Origin of the sequence: Ktedonobacter sp. SOSP1-85 (assembly GCF_016587415.1) — a bacterium.
Taxonomy (GTDB): Bacteria; Chloroflexota; Ktedonobacteria; order Ktedonobacterales; family Ktedonobacteraceae; genus Ktedonobacter.
Map to the genome: position 1 here is coordinate 2,001,897 of NZ_BNJI01000002.1, position 16,650 is coordinate 2,018,546.

At 51.8% G+C, this 16,650-nt stretch carries 15 protein-coding genes; 8 read left to right on the forward strand and 7 right to left on the reverse strand.

Annotated elements, in window-relative coordinates; genetic code table 11:
• Positions 1-254 precede the first annotated feature (254 nt).
• Together KTE_RS37010 and KTE_RS37015 are read right to left on the reverse strand one after the other, a co-directional pair.
• On the reverse strand, positions 255-1,583 hold the full coding sequence (locus KTE_RS37010) for an ABC transporter substrate-binding protein (RefSeq protein ID WP_201390677.1): 1,329 nt from the start codon (positions 1,581-1,583) through the stop codon (positions 255-257).
• Between the two features lie 231 nt (positions 1,584-1,814).
• The gene (locus KTE_RS37015; RefSeq protein WP_201390679.1) at positions 1,815-3,041 is read right to left on the reverse strand and encodes an ROK family protein; all 1,227 of its coding nucleotides are present in this window, start codon (positions 3,039-3,041) and stop codon (positions 1,815-1,817) included.
• A 422-nt stretch (positions 3,042-3,463) separates the two neighbouring features.
• Here KTE_RS37015 and KTE_RS37020 point away from each other — a divergent pair, with 422 nt between their 5' ends.
• Positions 3,464-4,750: an IS4 family transposase gene (locus KTE_RS37020; RefSeq protein ID WP_236600853.1), complete on the forward strand. Its 1,287-nt coding sequence runs from the start codon at positions 3,464-3,466 to the stop codon at positions 4,748-4,750.
• A 150-nt stretch (positions 4,751-4,900) separates the two neighbouring features.
• Here KTE_RS37020 and KTE_RS37025 read toward each other — a convergent pair whose 3' ends face one another.
• The 3 genes from KTE_RS37025 to KTE_RS37035 all read right to left on the reverse strand — a co-directional run bounded on the left by KTE_RS37025 (position 4,901) and on the right by KTE_RS37035 (position 7,803).
• A complete protein-coding gene (locus KTE_RS37025) occupies positions 4,901-6,268 on the reverse strand; it encodes a transposase (RefSeq protein WP_236600856.1) in 1,368 nt (455 codons plus the stop codon).
• Positions 6,269-6,495: 227 nt separating this feature from the next.
• Positions 6,496-6,891, reverse strand: coding sequence for a response regulator (locus tag KTE_RS37030; protein ID WP_201390681.1), 396 nt, complete (start codon positions 6,889-6,891; stop codon positions 6,496-6,498).
• A gap of 162 nt (positions 6,892-7,053) precedes the next feature.
• The gene (locus KTE_RS37035) at positions 7,054-7,803 is read right to left on the reverse strand and encodes a GH25 family lysozyme (protein WP_201390684.1); all 750 of its coding nucleotides are present in this window, start codon (positions 7,801-7,803) and stop codon (positions 7,054-7,056) included.
• A gap of 217 nt (positions 7,804-8,020) precedes the next feature.
• On the opposite strand from KTE_RS37035, the gene KTE_RS37040 reads away from it, so the two are divergent.
• The 5 genes from KTE_RS37040 to KTE_RS37060 all read left to right on the forward strand — a co-directional run bounded on the left by KTE_RS37040 (position 8,021) and on the right by KTE_RS37060 (position 12,179).
• Entirely contained in the window at positions 8,021-8,602 is a 582-nt protein-coding gene (locus KTE_RS37040) for a TetR/AcrR family transcriptional regulator (protein WP_201390686.1), read from the forward strand.
• Positions 8,603-8,815: 213 nt separating this feature from the next.
• The gene (locus KTE_RS37045; RefSeq protein ID WP_201390688.1) at positions 8,816-9,460 is read left to right on the forward strand and encodes a DUF6114 domain-containing protein; all 645 of its coding nucleotides are present in this window, start codon (positions 8,816-8,818) and stop codon (positions 9,458-9,460) included.
• Positions 9,461-9,678: 218 nt separating this feature from the next.
• Positions 9,679-10,293: a DUF6230 family protein gene (locus KTE_RS37050; protein ID WP_201390690.1), complete on the forward strand. Its 615-nt coding sequence runs from the start codon at positions 9,679-9,681 to the stop codon at positions 10,291-10,293.
• Positions 10,294-10,533: 240 nt separating this feature from the next.
• Positions 10,534-11,310, forward strand: a complete 777-nt coding sequence (locus tag KTE_RS37055; protein ID WP_201390691.1) for a hypothetical protein — start codon at positions 10,534-10,536, stop codon at positions 11,308-11,310.
• Positions 11,311-11,474: 164 nt separating this feature from the next.
• Entirely contained in the window at positions 11,475-12,179 is a 705-nt protein-coding gene (locus KTE_RS37060; RefSeq protein ID WP_236600857.1) for a DUF6230 family protein, read from the forward strand.
• Between the two features lie 266 nt (positions 12,180-12,445).
• Here the strand turns inward: KTE_RS37060 and KTE_RS37065 are convergent, their stop codons facing one another.
• A complete protein-coding gene (locus KTE_RS37065; RefSeq protein ID WP_201390693.1) occupies positions 12,446-13,237 on the reverse strand; it encodes a hypothetical protein in 792 nt (263 codons plus the stop codon).
• A gap of 255 nt (positions 13,238-13,492) precedes the next feature.
• Between KTE_RS37065 and KTE_RS37070 the strand changes: the two genes are divergently transcribed.
• Together KTE_RS37070 and KTE_RS37075 are read left to right on the forward strand one after the other, a co-directional pair.
• Positions 13,493-13,723 (forward strand): hypothetical protein, encoded by a 231-nt coding sequence (locus tag KTE_RS37070; RefSeq protein ID WP_236600858.1) that lies wholly within the window; start codon positions 13,493-13,495, stop codon positions 13,721-13,723.
• 218 nt (positions 13,724-13,941) lie between these two features.
• Positions 13,942-14,958 (forward strand): TIGR03842 family LLM class F420-dependent oxidoreductase, encoded by a 1,017-nt coding sequence (locus KTE_RS37075; protein WP_201390695.1) that lies wholly within the window; start codon positions 13,942-13,944, stop codon positions 14,956-14,958.
• 296 nt (positions 14,959-15,254) lie between these two features.
• Here KTE_RS37075 and KTE_RS37080 read toward each other — a convergent pair whose 3' ends face one another.
• On the reverse strand, positions 15,255-16,568 hold the full coding sequence (locus KTE_RS37080) for an RNA-guided endonuclease TnpB family protein (RefSeq protein ID WP_201390697.1): 1,314 nt from the start codon (positions 16,566-16,568) through the stop codon (positions 15,255-15,257).
• Between the last annotated feature and the right edge of the window lie 82 nt (positions 16,569-16,650).

A 16,650-nucleotide genomic window follows, 5' to 3' on the forward strand; every position in this document is an offset into this window, starting at 1 on the left:
TTCTCCTCATTCAGATCACATCCATGAAAAGTGCGCAGGTTTTCGCTTGTGAACGCACCCGTGTTCATGACGCGCAGTATCAACAGTACTTACCATATGATGCAAAAACGCTTATGAAGAAGGTAGCTATGCTTGTTGGTTGTGAGATACCGACACACAACCAACAAGCGTCCCAGGGGCCGTCGACGCGTTTTCAGACATTGGCACACCTGGAAACGCGTATTTGGCCTGGTAAGACGTAGAGATACGCCTTACTACGAACTGACGCTAAAGCCCTGCTTTTTCATGTCGTTTATTGTGCTCTGCTGGACTGCATTCAGCCCCTGCCCCAATGTCCCCTGACCGTTGACCGCGTTGGCAAAATTATCGCCCATATCGCTATAGACCTTCTCCATCGTTGGCCCCCACTGGAAACTGACATCCACCTGTGTACTCGCAGTCTTGAAGAGGTCGAAGATCTTCTGGTCCCCAAAGAACGGGCGAGGACCGCTCAGCAAAGATGAATCTAAGAGCGGCTGATAGGCTGGATAAAGCGCATTGCCCTTAATCTGTAACTCCATGCTTCCCTGATTGGTATTGAACCATTGAGCAAATTCGGCGGCCTCTTTGGGATGCTGCGTACTTTTGAATACGACATTGGAGGAACCACCCCAGTTACCATCAACTTGCTGCCCGGCCTCCCACTGTGGGATGGGGGCAACTCTCCAATCCCCAGCGGTTTTGGGAGCATTTTGCTCAATGATACCAGCTCCCCAGGGCGCGGTAATCCAGGTAGCAACTGCCCCGCTCTGCAAGTCGTGGAACCAGCCATCGGCAAAGTCCGGCTCGGTTTTGATGAGCTTTTTGTTGATCAGATCTTGCCAGTAAGAGGCGACCTGCTGGGCCTGAGGATTGTTAATGGATACTTTCCAGGACTGGCCATTGATGGTGAACACGCGCGCACCAGCCTGCCACTCCAGCCCGGTAAACCATCCTGGTTGCTTGGGAGGGAAGTCAGTGATGAAAGTACTGGGGGCGGCGGCATGCAATTTGGCCGCATCTTCAGCGTATTGCGCCCAGGTAGTGGGTACCGGGATATGATACTTTGTGAAGAGGTCGGCCCGATAGTACAGAGCCAGAGGACCAGTATCGCCAGGAATACCATAAATAGCGTTGTCAAGGGTATCCTGCTTCCAGGTCCAGGGTACAAACTTATCCTTCAGCGCTCCAGCTCCATAAGGGGCAAGGTCAACCAGCGCACCCGTCGTCTCAAACGTGGGCATGACCTGGAACTCGACCTGAGCAACATCGGGTTCGTTATTCGCTTTGATGCCTGTAAATAGCTTGTCGTATTCAACCGGGCCTGAACCCACATTGCTGAATTTGACATGAATATTGGGATGAGTCTGATTCCAGAGAGCAACCGCCTTATCGGCTCCAGTGATCCATGACCAGAACGTTAAGTTCACCGGGCCGGTGGAGGTATCGCTTGAATTGCTGCCGCCACAGGCAGCGAGAGGTCCTATGAGCGCGAGTATGATGCCCAATATGGCGAACTGTGACGCCAGATGGCGCGTCCGAGGGGAAGAGGAGAAAAACTGCATTGTCCAATGCCTCCTACATTCAAATAAGAAAACAACAGCGTAATCTATGAAAAATACCCCACGATATCTGCTCCTTCGTTTCTGTCTCTAAGCTTGAAGTCACCTCCAGGGTAGTACACCAATAAAACTAGACATACGGACATAAGGGCCTACATTCATCAGGATATCTACGCTGGAGAGGCGATAAGTGCTCTCAAGCGTACAGCGTTGATTCCAGATGAAGCCATATCCTCATTTGAGGGAAGATGAAGTGTGCCTTCCAGCAACCTCTAGAAACTGCTCCAGGGTAAACGCTGCGGCTCCCATCGCCACAGCATCTTGCCCCAGGCGGCTGAGTTCAATCCTGGTGGCTGAGAACAACCGTTTGAGAGCATAACGCTCGGCAAATCGGTGCAATTCTGGGAGAATGTACTCGCCAATTTCCAATCCAACCCATCCACCCAGGACAATGACTTGTGGGTTGAAAAGGTTAATGAGATTTGCGATACCAGCACCAAGATAGTGCGCGGTGTCTTCGAGCACGCCAATTGCTGCGCGATCTCCATTACGAGCTGCCGCAACGATGGCAGCAATAATGCGCTCCTGATCGTTACTCTGAAGCAATGAGCTCTGCGGTGCCACCTCTCTCAATCGCTCAATAATGCCTGGGGCGCCGGCATAGGCTTCAAGGCAGCCATAACCACCACAGCGACACAAGCGCCCATTAAGCTCGATAGTCGTGTGCCCCCATTCTCCAGCATTATTGCTGCCACCGCGATACAGGGAATCATCAGCGATAATGCCAGCCCCTATTCCCGTCCCTACCAGTAAAACAGCTAAATGCTCAGACCATTGACCGGCCCCAAATAAACTCTCGGCCTGTGCCATGGCTTTTGCCCCATTATCAAGGTAGATGGGCATAGAAAAATATTTTTCGAGAAGTGAGACGAGCGGCACACTCTGCCATCCCCAACTAGGCACGTAGGCCGCTATCTGTTCACCCCGTTCGACCAGGCCACCAACACCAATCCCGATACCAAGCACTTTCTCCAGTGTGATCCCAACTTCGGCCAATACTGCTTCTGCTCCTTGGCAAATAAATTGCACCGCCTGTTCTGGTCGATTCTCATCGAGAACCTGTGGATATGCTATGGAGCTTAGCTTGTGCAATGTTAAATCAAAGAGCTCAACCCTGATGAGCGTCTCACCAATGTCGACGCCGATAAAATATCCGTATTGCGGATTAATGGTCAGAATGGAACGAGGTCGTCCTCCTTGTGATGCCTCTATACCAGACTCGATAACGATCCCTTCCTGAAGCAATTCGACAACCACATTGGTGATCGTCGCTGAGCTCAGACCAGAATATTGACTCAACTTCTGGCGGCTCATCGACTTACCTAGATAGATTTGCCGAAGGATCGTAGAGCGGCTGATCTGTCGCACATCTGGTACAACTGGATTGTGTGTCCGCTTCATTGATCTCTCCGCAAATAACAAGATATCTTCATTGTTTCATGCCGCTAACCAGCGCAATCCGGGGATGAAAATTACCTCCTTTGAAACCAGCCCTTATTTCATCCTTTTGCTTATTCATGAGGTATTTTTACTTATTTTAATCAATAAAATAAGGGTTGTCAAGGGAGCAGATTCTAGGTGTCAAGGTTTTGGGGTCAGTACAAATCAAATGGCGAGGATTTGCGTCAAAATCCTCGCCCGATGGCTCCTCTATTTCTCACGAGGGGATAGGTGCAGCTGCTCAACTATTCCTGTGCCTGCTTTCCGCCAAGAAAAGGAGAAAGAACCGGGAGCAGCAGATCAGGTCGGAAGATAATATTGTGAAGTACCCCACGCCTAAAGGCCTGATTCTTACCCACATTTAGGAAGTGATAGAATCAAGGATGAAGACGCAAGAAGTATTAGACGCCAAGAGTTGGGCCGAGCACACCTTTGGGAACGTCCAACTGCACGATAGACGTCGAACGAGACGCACCATCCAGGCTGCCAGCAACCTGGCGGAGAATCCTCTGGGTTCGCTGCCTGCTCAAATGCACGACTGGAAAGGGACAAAAGCCTTGTATCGTTTGCTCAACGAGCCAGATGTGACCTTTGCTGCCTTGATGCAGCCGCATGTTCAACAGACGAGAGAACAAGCTGCATCCTCTGCAGTGATGTTGCTGGTACAAGATACCACAGATATCGATCTGTCGCATCGCTACAAGATCAGTGGGACGGGGCAAATTGGCAATGAACGTGGGCGTGGTTTTTTCGTGCAAACGGTGCTTGCCGTACGTCCCCCTACCAAGGAAGTGCTTGGATGCATATCTCAAGAACCCTTTGTACGCATTCGAGCCCCCAAAGGGGAACAACGCCACCAACGGCTCAAACGGCAAGAGCGTGAAACCGATGTCTGGATGCGCCAGGTAGGTGCCATTGGGGCGCCTGAGCCAGGAAGCACTTGGGTCCATGTTGGGGATCGAGGTGCGGATATGTTCCCGTTTTTCCTCGCATGCCAAGCGAACCAGACGCACTTTCTGGTGCGAGCGGCTCAGAATCGGCGCACCGAAGCGGACGAGGAAGAGATCAAGCATTCTCTGGATCGCGCCCGCGCCTTTCCAAGTCAGCAGAGCCGTCCGCTTGAGGTGCTAGCTCAGCATGGACACAAAGCACGTTCGACCCAGGTTCAGCTTGCCTTCGGACAAATGACCCTCTTGCCCCCACGCAATGAGCCGCAAGCGAGCAACGAACCCTTGACCGTCTGGGTCATTCGCGTCTGGGAAGAACGCGCTCCCGAAGGTGAAAAACCGTTGGAGTGGGTCTTGTTGACCTCGGTTCCCACCACGACGCTCGAACAAGCATGGGAGCGTGTGGACTGGTATCGGCATCGCTGGCTGGTCGAGGAGTATCACCAATGCCTCAAAAGCGGGTGTCGCATCGAGGAACGGCAATTGCAAACGGTTGACGCTCTGATGCGCTTGTTGGGGGTGTTGTCTCCACTTGCCGTGCGCTTGTTGCAGGTGCGTGCCTACGCTCGTGAAGCGCCACAACGCCCAGCTTCTGAGGTGATCGAGCCTCTGATGCTTGCGGTGTTGGCTCAGCGCTCTGCTCACTCGCCTGCCACCATGACACTGGGCACCTTCTGGGCGGAAGTCGCACGTCTGGGTGGCTCGTCTTTCGCGCCGTCATGATGGCCCTCCTGGATGGCGAACCATCTGGAAAGGCTGGCTCTCCTTGCAAACGCTTCTTGAGGGCGCGCATCTCGCTCTTCACCTCCATTTGTAGATGTGGGTAAGAATCAGGCCTAAAGGCGGGGGCTTCGACAGTGGCCAGCGTCCTCCTCAGAGGATACCAGTCGCTGTGGGACGCTTCCCGCCCCGACCCACCTTCCTGCTGGGTTTGCCTTTCTTGCGATCAGGAATGGCTCCTTGCGTCTCATAGCGGCGCAGAATGTTTCGTGCGGCATTTTCATCGCGATCCAGCTCGGTCCCACACGTGGGGCAGGAATGCCATCGCACCGAGAGATCTTTGGGGACCAGAACTCCGCAGCCACTACATTTCTGGCTCGTCTGCTGGGGCGCCACCTTCACTACCATGCCGCCAGCCTCTTCCGCTTTGCAGGCACACAGCGTGATGAAACGGCCCCAGGCCGCGTCAAGGATACTTTTGTTCAGGCCGCTCTTGGCAGCCGCTCCATTAGGTAGATAGTGCGTCACCGTCGCTGCTGTCGCGCCACCTTCGCTTTCCTCTGTCGTTGCAGGGGCCTCCTCCTTCTTGGGCTTGGGTCTTGCCGTCATATTGGGGATCTGCAATGCCTCAAACACCAGGGTCCCATACTGATTGACCAGGCGGCGAGACGCTTGGTGCAGGAAGTCCTGCCGACGGTGGCGCACCTTGCGATAGAGTCGTGTCAATTCCCGCTTGGCCCGGCTGCGTCGATGACTGCCTCGCTTGCGCCGAGAGAGCCTACGATGGGCCTCTTTGATCTGCTGCTCGGTGCAACGGTAGATGCGAGGGTTGGCGATCTGCTCCCCCGTGGAGAGCGTGGCATAGGAGGTGATGCCCACATCAACCCCCACCGCCTTGTTGGAGGGATGCATCAGCGTTGCGCTGCTGATGACCTGCTCCACGCTGAAGACGGCATACCAGTGATCTCCATCGCGTTTGATCGTGCAGGCTTTGATGCTCCCTTTGATGGGTCGATGCATCAGCATCTTGAGAGACCCAATCTTCGAAAGCTTCAATCGAGAGGTTTTCTTGCCCTTTTTGTCATGAGGGGTGAGGGCACCAATGAGTGTATAGCCACTCTGCGGATAGGTGAAGGAACGATAGCGGGCATTGGATTTGTACCGAGGATAGCCTGGGGTCTGATCCTCAGCGACACGACGAAAGAAAGCCTTCATGGCTTTGTCGAGGCGTCGGAGCACATCCTGCTGCACCTGGGAATGAATCTCCTGGTATTCGGGGCGTTCTTGCTTGACCTGAGGCAATTGGTCGGCCTGCATGCCATAGGAGACCGAGATGCCAGCCATTCTGTAGGCAGCAGTGCGTTCTTCGAGGCTGGCGTTGTAGAGTTCTTTGCAGCGACGAAGCGTCCACAGGAGAGTGCTTTCTTGTTTGCGAGTGGGATACAAGCGATAGACAAAGGCTTTGATCCGCACTGGCGCCTCGTCGGTGTGCGGTCTTGGTGGGTCATTCACGCCTTCCATGTGTCCCCTCCTCTTACGGCATTCCTGCTCATTTCAGTGCTGAGACATGTTTACAGACATAGAACAAGATTTCAAGAAGCAGTATACAGAAGCCTCGCTTTGTTGTCAAGCCTTCATTTTCCTCTGCTTCTCCTCCACCCAGGCTACTCCCAAAAGGAACGGCCCTTGTATCCCCATGGCTCAAGCCAGGGGCTTTACGGGCCGGTTCGGTAAAAACCGCGATTAGCTTATTCCAGAATATTATTGATGAGGCACAAGAACGTATCCAGGTCAAAAGGTTTCTTCAAACGAAGCAGCTTTTCATGCTGAATGGTCCTTGTCATCACTTGCGGCATGGCACTCATCAGGATAATAGGGATATTTATGAACTCTTCTCTCGCACGAAGCAGATCATGCAATGTAAAGCCGTCCATATCGGGAAGGCAATAATCACAGACAATCAAGCTTGGTCGCAGATAGTGAAGCAGGTCTAACGCTTGTGCCCCCGTCACCGCAAGCATCGCTTGATGTGATGTCTCCTCTCGAACGGCTTCGACGAGAAACGCTCCAATGTATGTATCATCTTCCACTACGAGCACGGCTTTTGCAGCAGAGGGGGTTGCTTTTTCTCTTGGCTGAAGCATCGTATCATCCTTTTTCGGCAGTGAACGAAGAACACTACTATTGATACGTGAGATGTTTGTATCTCGCCTCAGGAACGACGTCCAACGCCTCAATCCTTGTCGAAACTGCGACGGCGTTGAAGTATACCGAAAGGTTGATCCTTTGTGCGTGGCTCTCTGTAGCTACTGCACACTGCTGTAGGAGATAGATTGGTATGAGAGTTCATAAAGTTTTTCTCTCCCTGCAGAAAAGACATTTAAGTCAACAGGCTCCGATATTCCGGGGACATGCCCCCGATCACAATACTGCCAGAATGTCCAATTGGTGACATTGCTCCATTGGATTGGGAAAAGTGCTTCACCGATCCAGATGACATAATCCTCAAAATGCCCTTTGATATATTCTGCGTATCGGTTGAGATCCGTGTAAATAATGGGTTTCATACCATAGTGGTGTTCCAGCCGCTTAAGAAACACATTGATTTCGCGTAGCATCGCCTGGCGATCCTTACCGGATACTTCCAGATCCAACACGGGTGGCAGCATCCCTGCCTCTTTGGGAACCATATTGATGTAATTATCTGCCTGCTCAGCACCGCTCAAGGACGCTGTATAGAAATGATACGCACCTCGAAGCAGTCCCTGATCTTTTGCCCCGCGCCAGTTCGCCTGAAAATAGGCGTCCTGATACGTTTTGCCCTCGGTCGCCTTAATGAATACAAACGCGTACCTGCCTGTTTGGGCAACGCGTTTCCAATCAATCTGCTTCTGATAGCTCGACACATCAAGGCCTTGCACATTGTTATTCGACACAAACCAGGAGTTCGGCCAGATGATCCCCGTATATAATAAAATTGCCACTGCCAGCAGGCAAAGCAGGACAAGCACAACTCGCCCTACTCTTCTTCTCAGAAATTCCCATACTTTGTTCAAAGATGTCACCTCCAATAGGATGTATCTATAAAGATGATAACACACCAATCGTCTTGATCTGCCGCCTGAGTCCACCAGGGCATAAAAAAGCATACAAATGCACATTATCACAATGGGTCGATCTTTCTTCGCGGGATAATGTACTTTATGGTCCTGGTGTGCTATTCTAAAAAAACTATGCAAAAGGATTTTTATGCAGCCAGGGGAAACAATAAGTATGCACCGGAACGCGAAGCACCCTAAAATCGACCGCCGCGCCGAACTACTCAAAGTCTCACGAGAGATCATGGCCGAGAAAGGTTATGAAGCCACCACCGTTTCTGAAATTGTCGCCAAAGCGGGGGTAGCCCAGGGAACGTTTTACTGGTATTTCCCTTCTAAGGCATCTATTGTCAAGACCCTCACTATAGAGATGCAAAATGAGGTACAGACCGCTCTTCTGCGTGTGTTTACGGAGCCTCGTCCTATTGAGCAGAAGATTGAGAGGAGCATCGAAGAAATATTTGGCATTTTGAGTATGTATCGTGATGTACTTGCCCTGGCCCACCTCGTCGAATCGGCCTCAGAAAATGAACTCGTCTTCGAGCCGTATCACCGCTTGATCTCCGAACTGCTTCGCTATGAACAGATGCAAGGGACAGTCAATAGTTCAATCAATCCCGATATCACCGCGACACTCATTGTAGGGGCGGTCTACTATGCCACGCTTCAGTGCTACCTCTACAATTCACCGATATCGACTGATCACTATATTGAAGAAACTGCGCAATTTGTCTGCCGAGCACTTGGAATAGATTGAGGCGTCGCGTACAGGTGTGATCACGGCAAAGTTAAAATTCGCGCATTGGCGCGACCCACCCCTTATTGATCAAAACCTTGACCCCTTACCAGTTTTGCTATTTTTTTCTCATGTGCTTGACAAATGTAGTGCTATCTTTTATTTTTGTATATAAGACCATTGATTGATAGTCAGTCAGTTTTTTCTCAGTGTAGAGAAAAGGAGGCACTCGCGATGGCCAATCAAGACGACCCAACCATCGCTGTGGTTCAGGCGAATGACACCAATGCCGGGGGAGAAACGTCCGGCACAAAGATCTCCACAGAACCAAAACACTGGTCTTGGAAACGCCTGTCAGCAGCACAACTGCGGTCGGCCTTACCCTTACGTCTTCCGCCACTTTCGCGCCCAGGGAAGAAGAAGACGAAGCAGGAGGACAACTGGCGAGAATGGTCACGCTTCCGCCTCTGGCGCAGAACGCGTCCATTCTCGGGATCAATTCTCATCATACTCGCGGGGCTCCTGGTGCTCTGGGGTCCGATTGAACTGCTTCCGTTCGCGCTCTTACCGGGTAGTAATATTTGGGCCGGGTTGCTGGTGGGGGGCCTGCTCTTAGTCATGGGATTAATCCAGTTACTGGTCCCTTCCAACGCACTTGTTACCGGATCAAGCGCCGTCGTACTTTCTCTCGTCTCACTCCCTGTCGCCGCTGGAGGCTTGGGCATAGGCATGTTACTGGGTATCATAGGTGGCGCTATGGGTGTTGCCTGGCAGCCTGTTTCCCGGTCCCGGAACCGTTCGCCTCAAAGCATTCCGAATTATAAGCTTCCACGCAAGCTCCCAGCATGGATGAAGAAACCCTTTCCTCGCTCACATTAACCATATTGATCTCTAAACTCAACTTGTAGGATGTTCGTTGTAGTGCGGCAAGCCAGTTCTAGAAGGCATGGATGCCTTCCCCTGGCCAAGTGATCTGTGAGCCAGACAAAAGAGCCAGTTCTAGAAGGCATGGATGCCTTCCTCCTGCCGAATTGCCTGGTTCATAGACAAAACAAGACGACCGTTTGCTATTTTGTGGAAAGCGGGTGTGCAACCTTATGGAACAGGAACCTTTCGCCGACGAAACCCCGACCAACCCGGATCTTCACGATGAAGAGCAGGAGCAACCTGAGCAGGAGCCAGCCATTGGCAGGGTCAACCGTACAGCATTTTGGATTGTAATGCTGGTCGCATTAACCTTCCTTAGCGGCATGACCGTTCTTATCTCCAGGGGCGCAGTAGCCATGGCGGCGGCGGTGCCGATCCCTGTGACGGTCAAGGCCTCAAGCATCAAGACCACGAGATTCCGCCTCTACCCGGGGATCTCCCAGGCCGATGGGAAATCTGCTGTTGCGGTCAACCAGCTCGATGGGACGCTCTCGGACCTGGTGATCTCCAAGACGGTTTCCTTGCCGGTTGTCGGCAATATGACGATTACCTTGAAAGCGGGTCAGAATAATACGCCAGTCACCACGACTGGTCTGACGACCGACCTGGCGGCTCTCTCCTCTGAGTCGGCGACGTTTGGGGGCCAGGCGGTAAGCAGCAATGCCAATGGCAATGCCTTCGAAATTGATGCCCAAACCGTTACATTGAATAATATCAACATTAGCGCGCCGTACATGATCGCCAATAGTATGACCCTGCCAGGGTTGACACTCACGGTGAGTTAAAGCGGCTGCCAGCGTGATGCCTGTACATGGCGTATTCGTGCGTGTGCTGATAACCCAATCCTTTTACACACATAAGGGATACCCTGTACTCCACCAGGGGGCCTGTATGGCCCCCTGGCCCCTCATATTTACAATCCGTCAAATACTACTTTTTACTTATTTACTCTATTTTTTTCAGCGGTGCTGTTTCCACTTTGCGGAGGAGCAACACTGCTCCCACCATAAAGGAGCGTGGACGACGTGTACTCTTTGCGACGTAACGTCATAAGGTTATGTATTCCCATTCTCTCCCTCGGTCTGATCGCGGGAACCATACTCCTACTTATGCATCCTGTTGAGGCCTATGCGCATCCTTCACAATCGCAAGACCCCCTGAGTGCCTTCTCGTCATCTGGCATCAAAGTAAACTATTCTTCAAATGGGGCATTCGCGGCTTTGGGCGACTATACCTTAGAGGCGACCGAAATCATTGGCACGAACGCGCACATGAATTCACTGCCTGACCCGCTTCACCCCACGCTCACCTTTAGCGCGTCCACGATGACCGGGTTTAGCTTGAGCCATCCATTTTATGGTGTGAATCTGGTGCTCTCGTCGAATGGTTCGGTATCGGCGACTGGCGTGGCCATTAAAACGGGCCTTTTCCAGGATGTCAATACCGGGCTCAAAAGTTTCGCGAATAAAGCCGATTTGCTTATCCTGGCGGCTGGCGGTACCGTCCCAAGATTGGTGATGAAGAACGTGACATTAAAGGTGGATCGCTCCATTTATGCCAATACCTTTACCGTTACCAGTTTCCACATGGTGGTATCCGCGACAACTCCCGCGCCACTGAAGGCGTCGCCACCCACGGATACGCCCTCACCCACGAAAACACCACCAACGAAGGGAACGCCATTCCCTACGGGGACGCCATCGCTGCCTTTGCCTCTGCCGACGCTGACGCCTCCCTCCGTACCGACACCCACACCCACGCCTAAAAAGTGTCCGTGCCTGCTTCTTTGCTTGATATGTTGAGTCAACCTGAACACGCCTCTTGATTTTGCATTCGGGGAGGGGAGTATGTGGGACTGCCAGAGGCAGTCCCACATACTCCCCTCCCCGAAGCACCGAAGGCGTCAAGGGTGAACCTGAAGGGTCGGGTGATATACCAGGGCAAAAAAGGGGAGGGAGCCATAAACATGGAACAGAAACCTTTCGCTGACGAAAGCCTAAATAATGAAGGGCAGGAGGCAGTCATTGGCACGGTCAAGCCATCCATATTCTGGACTGTAATGCTGGTCGCATTGGCCCTCCTTGGAGGTATGATCGTTCTTATCTCCAAGGGCGCGCTTGCTATAACAGTGGCAGTGCCCATCCCTGTGACGCTCAAGGCGGCAAGCATCAAGACCACGAGCTTGCGCCTCTATCCGGGAATTACCCCAGTCGATACTAGTTCCCCTGCGGTCAACCAGCTCGATGGAACGCTTTCGGATTTGGTGATCTCCAAGGCGATTGCCTTGCCGATGATTGGCAATGTCACGGTGACCTTGAACGCGGGACAGAATACGCCAGTCACCACAACTGGTCTAACGACCGACCTGTCAGTTCTCTCCTCTGACGTGGCGACGTTCGAGGGCCAGGCAATATTCAACAATGCCAACGACAATGCCTTCGGATCCGATACCCAAACCATGACGTTAAACAATGTCACTATTAGCGCGCCATATGTGATTGCCAATAGGATGACTCTGCCCGGGTTGACGCTCTCTATTACTTTCCAGCGAGGTGGGCGACAACTGGCGCAAACACCTCCGCACTCTCTTCAAACACGGAGATATACGGGATCCCATACATTTCTCGCCTTTCTTGGAGCGTTTCACTTATTTGATCAAGCGTACCTATGAGACAATGGGATATCGCAGGCACGTGCTCCTCTGTGGTTTGAAATCTTCCCGCAAGCTGCTGAAATGCTTGGGAACGGTCCTCTGCCACAACAATGGCGAAGAGAATGATATTGAGTTCTACTCATTTGAGGTCCCCCTCTTGCTAAAGAAGAGAACTTCAAATAAAGCTAGACTTGAGTTCGCCCACTATTGGGTGGTTTTCCTCTTCCTATTCACGGTCCTCGTCTTGGGCAACCCTCTGTCATACTAAAACCAATCGCCTGGCCTTACCAATCCTGTAAAGGAGCCCGGTTATCGAGCCAGTTCCATTCAGTATCTTGCATAAAACGGACCAGTCCGTGCTCATAGGAAATATTCCATTCACGAAAGTTAGTGATGCATTCCCACAAAGCCTGGGCATTGGCAACAGACCCCTGTGTCAAAAGCTTCTCACACAGCTCAAGGAAGTTTTCAGGCTTCTCAGGCGCGTTCTCTACGGCTCGCATCAGCCACTTGTGGTAGGGATAAAGGATGCGGTTATATGCCAGCACTAAACGCGAGGCATAAAAGACCATCTCGCTGGTTGCGTGGGCCATCAGGTAGGTTGACTGTTTTTGCTCGGCTTCACCAACAAACCAGTTGAGCATCTGGACCTGACTGTAGAAGGCCAGCATCTTTTCCTCACGCTCAGCCTCCTGGTAGACTGGTATTTGTTTCAGCAGATCATCTAACTCAGGGATATGCGAGAAAACTGCGAAAACATTGGTGAAAGCCGCCCGCGCTGGCTCGCTGCCCTTCTGTGCAACATCTCTCAAAAACTGCAGGTGAAAGAATTTCCCGTCGACGTATCCGCCAGGATAATCGCACATCTCTGTGTTGTAATACCAGCGCTGACCACTAGCTACACAACGGGCATATTCCTCATCGGTAGCAATAAACATAACATCTACATCCGAGTTCTCTCCGCCCCAACCCTTGACCAGTGAGCCGCCGACCAGCAAGGCCAGGTAGCGTGGATCATCTTGAAATGTCTCTTTGAGGCGCTCGATAACGCGCAAATGGTGTGGTTGCAGGTACAATTCAGCGTTCCTTTCTCATCTATCCTCTTTGATGCAGTTGCCGGGTAGGACTCCTCTCACTTGTGGAGGGTTGGCCGGAAACCTTGAAATGTGAGTCGGCCATCTGGCAAACGGCAAGAATGAAATCACAAGCAGAGAGCCAGATGGATGTCTCCAGTGTATTTTGCCCCAATCTGGAGTGTCCAGTAGAGCTACATTAACTGGCGAAACTGGGAAGGGCTTGAAAAAATCAGGCTCTATTGGCAAGATATGTGCATGCAAACCCACCCTATCCGACCCAATGGAGCCGTCGAAGCAATTTTGCCCCAATTGGCGTGTTCCGCAAGGGGAAAAATAGGGACGGGCAACATCGTCATTCATGATCGCAAGCGACAACGCTACCGTTGTAGGAGCTGTCACAAGACCTTTAGCCAGCGACGAGGAACCATGGTGGAAGGGCTGCGCAAGCCAACAGAATTGATCGTCATTGTGGTGACACTTTGGTGAAGCAATCCAATCATCGACCGCTGGTTCGCCTTCGTCAGGGGCAATTGTGCTCAATCACCGGTTAGTGTGGCTCTATCCAAGGAATGAGATAGTGGTTTTACATAAGAAATGAGCAAAAGCGGCCTCAGGCCAGGGGCGAATCGTGTTTTTCCTGCCAGGTATACTACCTATCTATGATGAAAACAAGGGAACTTGAATAGTGACAGGGAGATGAAAATATGATCGAGTTTGGTATCACCCTCAGACCCGATCCACCACCAGAGCGTATTGTTGAGTTGATATGTATGGCTGAGGCCCAGCACTTCTCCTATGGCTGGTTGTTTGATTCACATGTACTCTGGATGGACCCCTATCCTCTACTTGTATTGATGGCCGTGAATACTGCTTCCTTGCGGTTAGGGACCTGCGTGACCAATCCCGGCACTCGTGATCCCAGCATCACGGCTAGCTCCTTCGCGACCTTACAGGCGATTTCAGGCGGTCGGATGATTATGGGCATTGGTCGCGGAGATAGCGCCTTGCGTGTTATGGGAAAGCAACCTGTATCGCTAACTGTCATGGAGAACGCTATTCAAGAGATACGAACCCTTGTTTCGGGAGAGGCTACACATCTGAATGAGCAGGCTATCCAGCTAAAATGGGCGCGTAGCCGCCTGCCTATTTTTGTCGCTGCCTATGGACCCAAAGCTTTACGCCTGGCGGGACGCGTGGGTGATGGGGTTGTCCTGCAATGTGCCGATCCCCATCTGATTAAATGGAGTCTGAATTTTGTGCGCGAGGGTTGTGAGGAGGCGGGACGTGATTGGTCACAATTCCATATTATGTGTGCCACGGCAGGCTATGTTTCGGATGACCTTGAGTATGCGCGTTCGCAGGTACGCTGGTTCCCCGCGCTTGTCTCCAACCACGTTATCGAGTTGCTCTCTCGCTATCCCGCCACTGACTTGCCAGCGGAATTGACCAGCTATGTACGTCAGCGTTCGAGCTACGATTACCAGAAGCATTGCCAGGTAGGGGCATCCCATGCCGAGTTTGTCACTGACGAGGTTGTTGATCGCTTTTGTGTGATTGGTACAGCGGATCAGTGTCGCCAGCGTATCCGCGAACTGGCCGTTATTGGCGTCAACGAATTCAACCTCTACCTGATGGCCGAAGAGCAAGAGCGCCTGCTGGAAATCTATGGTCGAGAAATTATTCCAGAGTTTTGCAATGTTCAGGTGAGGCCTCGCACCTAAAAAGTCTCTGTTGGGAAAGCAATAGATGGATGAGTTATAGCCTCACACCAGCCTTTCGCCCTCCCGTTTATGGCGCTCTTTGTACGAGCACGGCTCCGCTCGACTCTCAGTCGCTTTCTCGCTGCGCTGAATCAAATGGTGGTTGAGGCATTGCGCAGGGTGTTTCTCGAAGACCCGAAAAGATCTTGACCTTCCTGGTCTCGACGAAACGCAGATCGCAGCCCTCTTTGGCCTGAATGTGGAAACCTACCAGGCAATCAAGCGTCGTTTTAAGAGATATTGTCAGTACCCTACGGCTAAAGCCGAGGGCTTGGAGTTGTGTCTGAACTCCACCGCAACTCAGCATACCTTTTCAGGCGTGCTGCTTTGGCTTCATCGTCCGACACATCAGGGCGTACTGACAAGAGGCCCGTTCCTATCCAGTCTTGCCGGATAAGAAGCGTTCGCATCGCAATATTCCTCGCGCCAACCAGATCGGCATGGAGCGTGTACTGACAATTCTGACAGACAAAGAGCAAGCCCTTGTGAGGGCGATTCTCTTTGCAGGTGTGCCCACATTGGGGGCAAGACTGCGAGGTATAGTTGGCATCCACCTTGATTGCCGTACTTTGATGCAAGAGCGCTTTATAGGCGATCATCGCGTGCAACTCACCAAAAGCCCATTTGGAGAAGGTACGATTGGCTTTTCGCTGTTTGGCACTGGCTTGTTTGCCTTTCCGTCGTGTGGTCCGCTCTCGAATGTCTGTCAGATGCTCCAGTCCAATCAAGCTTTGAGAATAGTGGGTAACAATCCGTTTACTCACGACATGATTGGCGTTTGCTTTCAACCGTCTCTCTCGTCCACTGATGGCGACGAGCCTTCTCGTCGCGGAACGAGTGCCTTTTTTTTGCAGACGCTTTCTCAATCGTGCGTAGTGGTGAGACCTGGTAATAGGAGAGATGTCAGCATGGAAGGTGCAATCGCCTTGCATCGTCGCCGTGACGGCAAGGTATCGCATCCCCACATCCACGCCAACGACTTGCTTGTGCGTTTCTGGGGTAGGATCAGCCGTCTCCACTTCCAGGGAGACGAGCAGGTAAAACTGCTTCTTGGGCTTGTCATACCAGAGTTTCGATGCACCTATCTCCGTACCACGCTGGATCAATGCCACGTGCTTGTCATAGCCAGTATAGGGAACCTTGACCCGTCCCTCAAGAGTGAGAAGACTCACGTGCTGCTCTTTCTTGAACGTGTAGTCCTTCTTATACTGGTAGGTCAACGTGGGGGAGAGAAACGTAGGAGCCTTATCAAGCCCTTTGTACCGCTTTTTGGTGAGACCTGCCTTACGATGAGCAGCATTGTTCTTCACCTTTGTCCAGAGGGCTTTATACGAGGCTCCAACTTGGCGAGGAACAGAACAGGCCATTTGTGAGGGAAGGTGAAAACGGAGGCGAATCTCATCATACGTGCCATCTTGCAGACGAACAGCATTACTCATCTTGCCATTCTCAAAGGCATATGTACTGACATAGTTGAGAGCATCACGATATGCCAGTTGTGTCTCACGTAATGCCTTGAATTGCTCGGGTGTTGTATTCAATTTGAGTTTCGCTGTTAACACCGTTTTCATACTTTAGAGTATATCATGGTTTTCATCTACCTGTCAATAGAAAAGGAGCAGATGAAAAAGCTGTCTACGGTGTCTCTCACCC

Excerpts from the sequence above, each read along its gene's own strand:
- KTE_RS37010 (WP_201390677.1), bottom strand. The coding sequence starts at position 1,583 with ATGCAGTTTTTCTCCTCTTCCCCTCGGACGCGCCATCTGGCGTCACAG.
- KTE_RS37015 (WP_201390679.1), bottom strand. The coding sequence starts at position 3,041 with ATGAAGCGGACACACAATCCAGTTGTACCAGATGTGCGACAGATCAGC.
- KTE_RS37020 (WP_236600853.1), top strand. The coding sequence starts at position 3,464 with ATGAAGACGCAAGAAGTATTAGACGCCAAGAGTTGGGCCGAGCACACC.
- KTE_RS37025 (WP_236600856.1), bottom strand. The coding sequence starts at position 6,268 with ATGGAAGGCGTGAATGACCCACCAAGACCGCACACCGACGAGGCGCCA.
- KTE_RS37030 (WP_201390681.1), bottom strand. The coding sequence starts at position 6,891 with ATGCTTCAGCCAAGAGAAAAAGCAACCCCCTCTGCTGCAAAAGCCGTG.
- KTE_RS37040 (WP_201390686.1), top strand. The coding sequence starts at position 8,021 with ATGCACCGGAACGCGAAGCACCCTAAAATCGACCGCCGCGCCGAACTA.
- KTE_RS37045 (WP_201390688.1), top strand. The coding sequence starts at position 8,816 with ATGGCCAATCAAGACGACCCAACCATCGCTGTGGTTCAGGCGAATGAC.
- KTE_RS37050 (WP_201390690.1), top strand. The coding sequence starts at position 9,679 with ATGGAACAGGAACCTTTCGCCGACGAAACCCCGACCAACCCGGATCTT.
- KTE_RS37060 (WP_236600857.1), top strand. The coding sequence starts at position 11,475 with ATGGAACAGAAACCTTTCGCTGACGAAAGCCTAAATAATGAAGGGCAG.
- KTE_RS37070 (WP_236600858.1), top strand. The coding sequence starts at position 13,493 with ATGCAAACCCACCCTATCCGACCCAATGGAGCCGTCGAAGCAATTTTG.
- KTE_RS37075 (WP_201390695.1), top strand. The coding sequence starts at position 13,942 with ATGATCGAGTTTGGTATCACCCTCAGACCCGATCCACCACCAGAGCGT.
- KTE_RS37080 (WP_201390697.1), bottom strand. The coding sequence starts at position 16,568 with ATGAAAACGGTGTTAACAGCGAAACTCAAATTGAATACAACACCCGAG.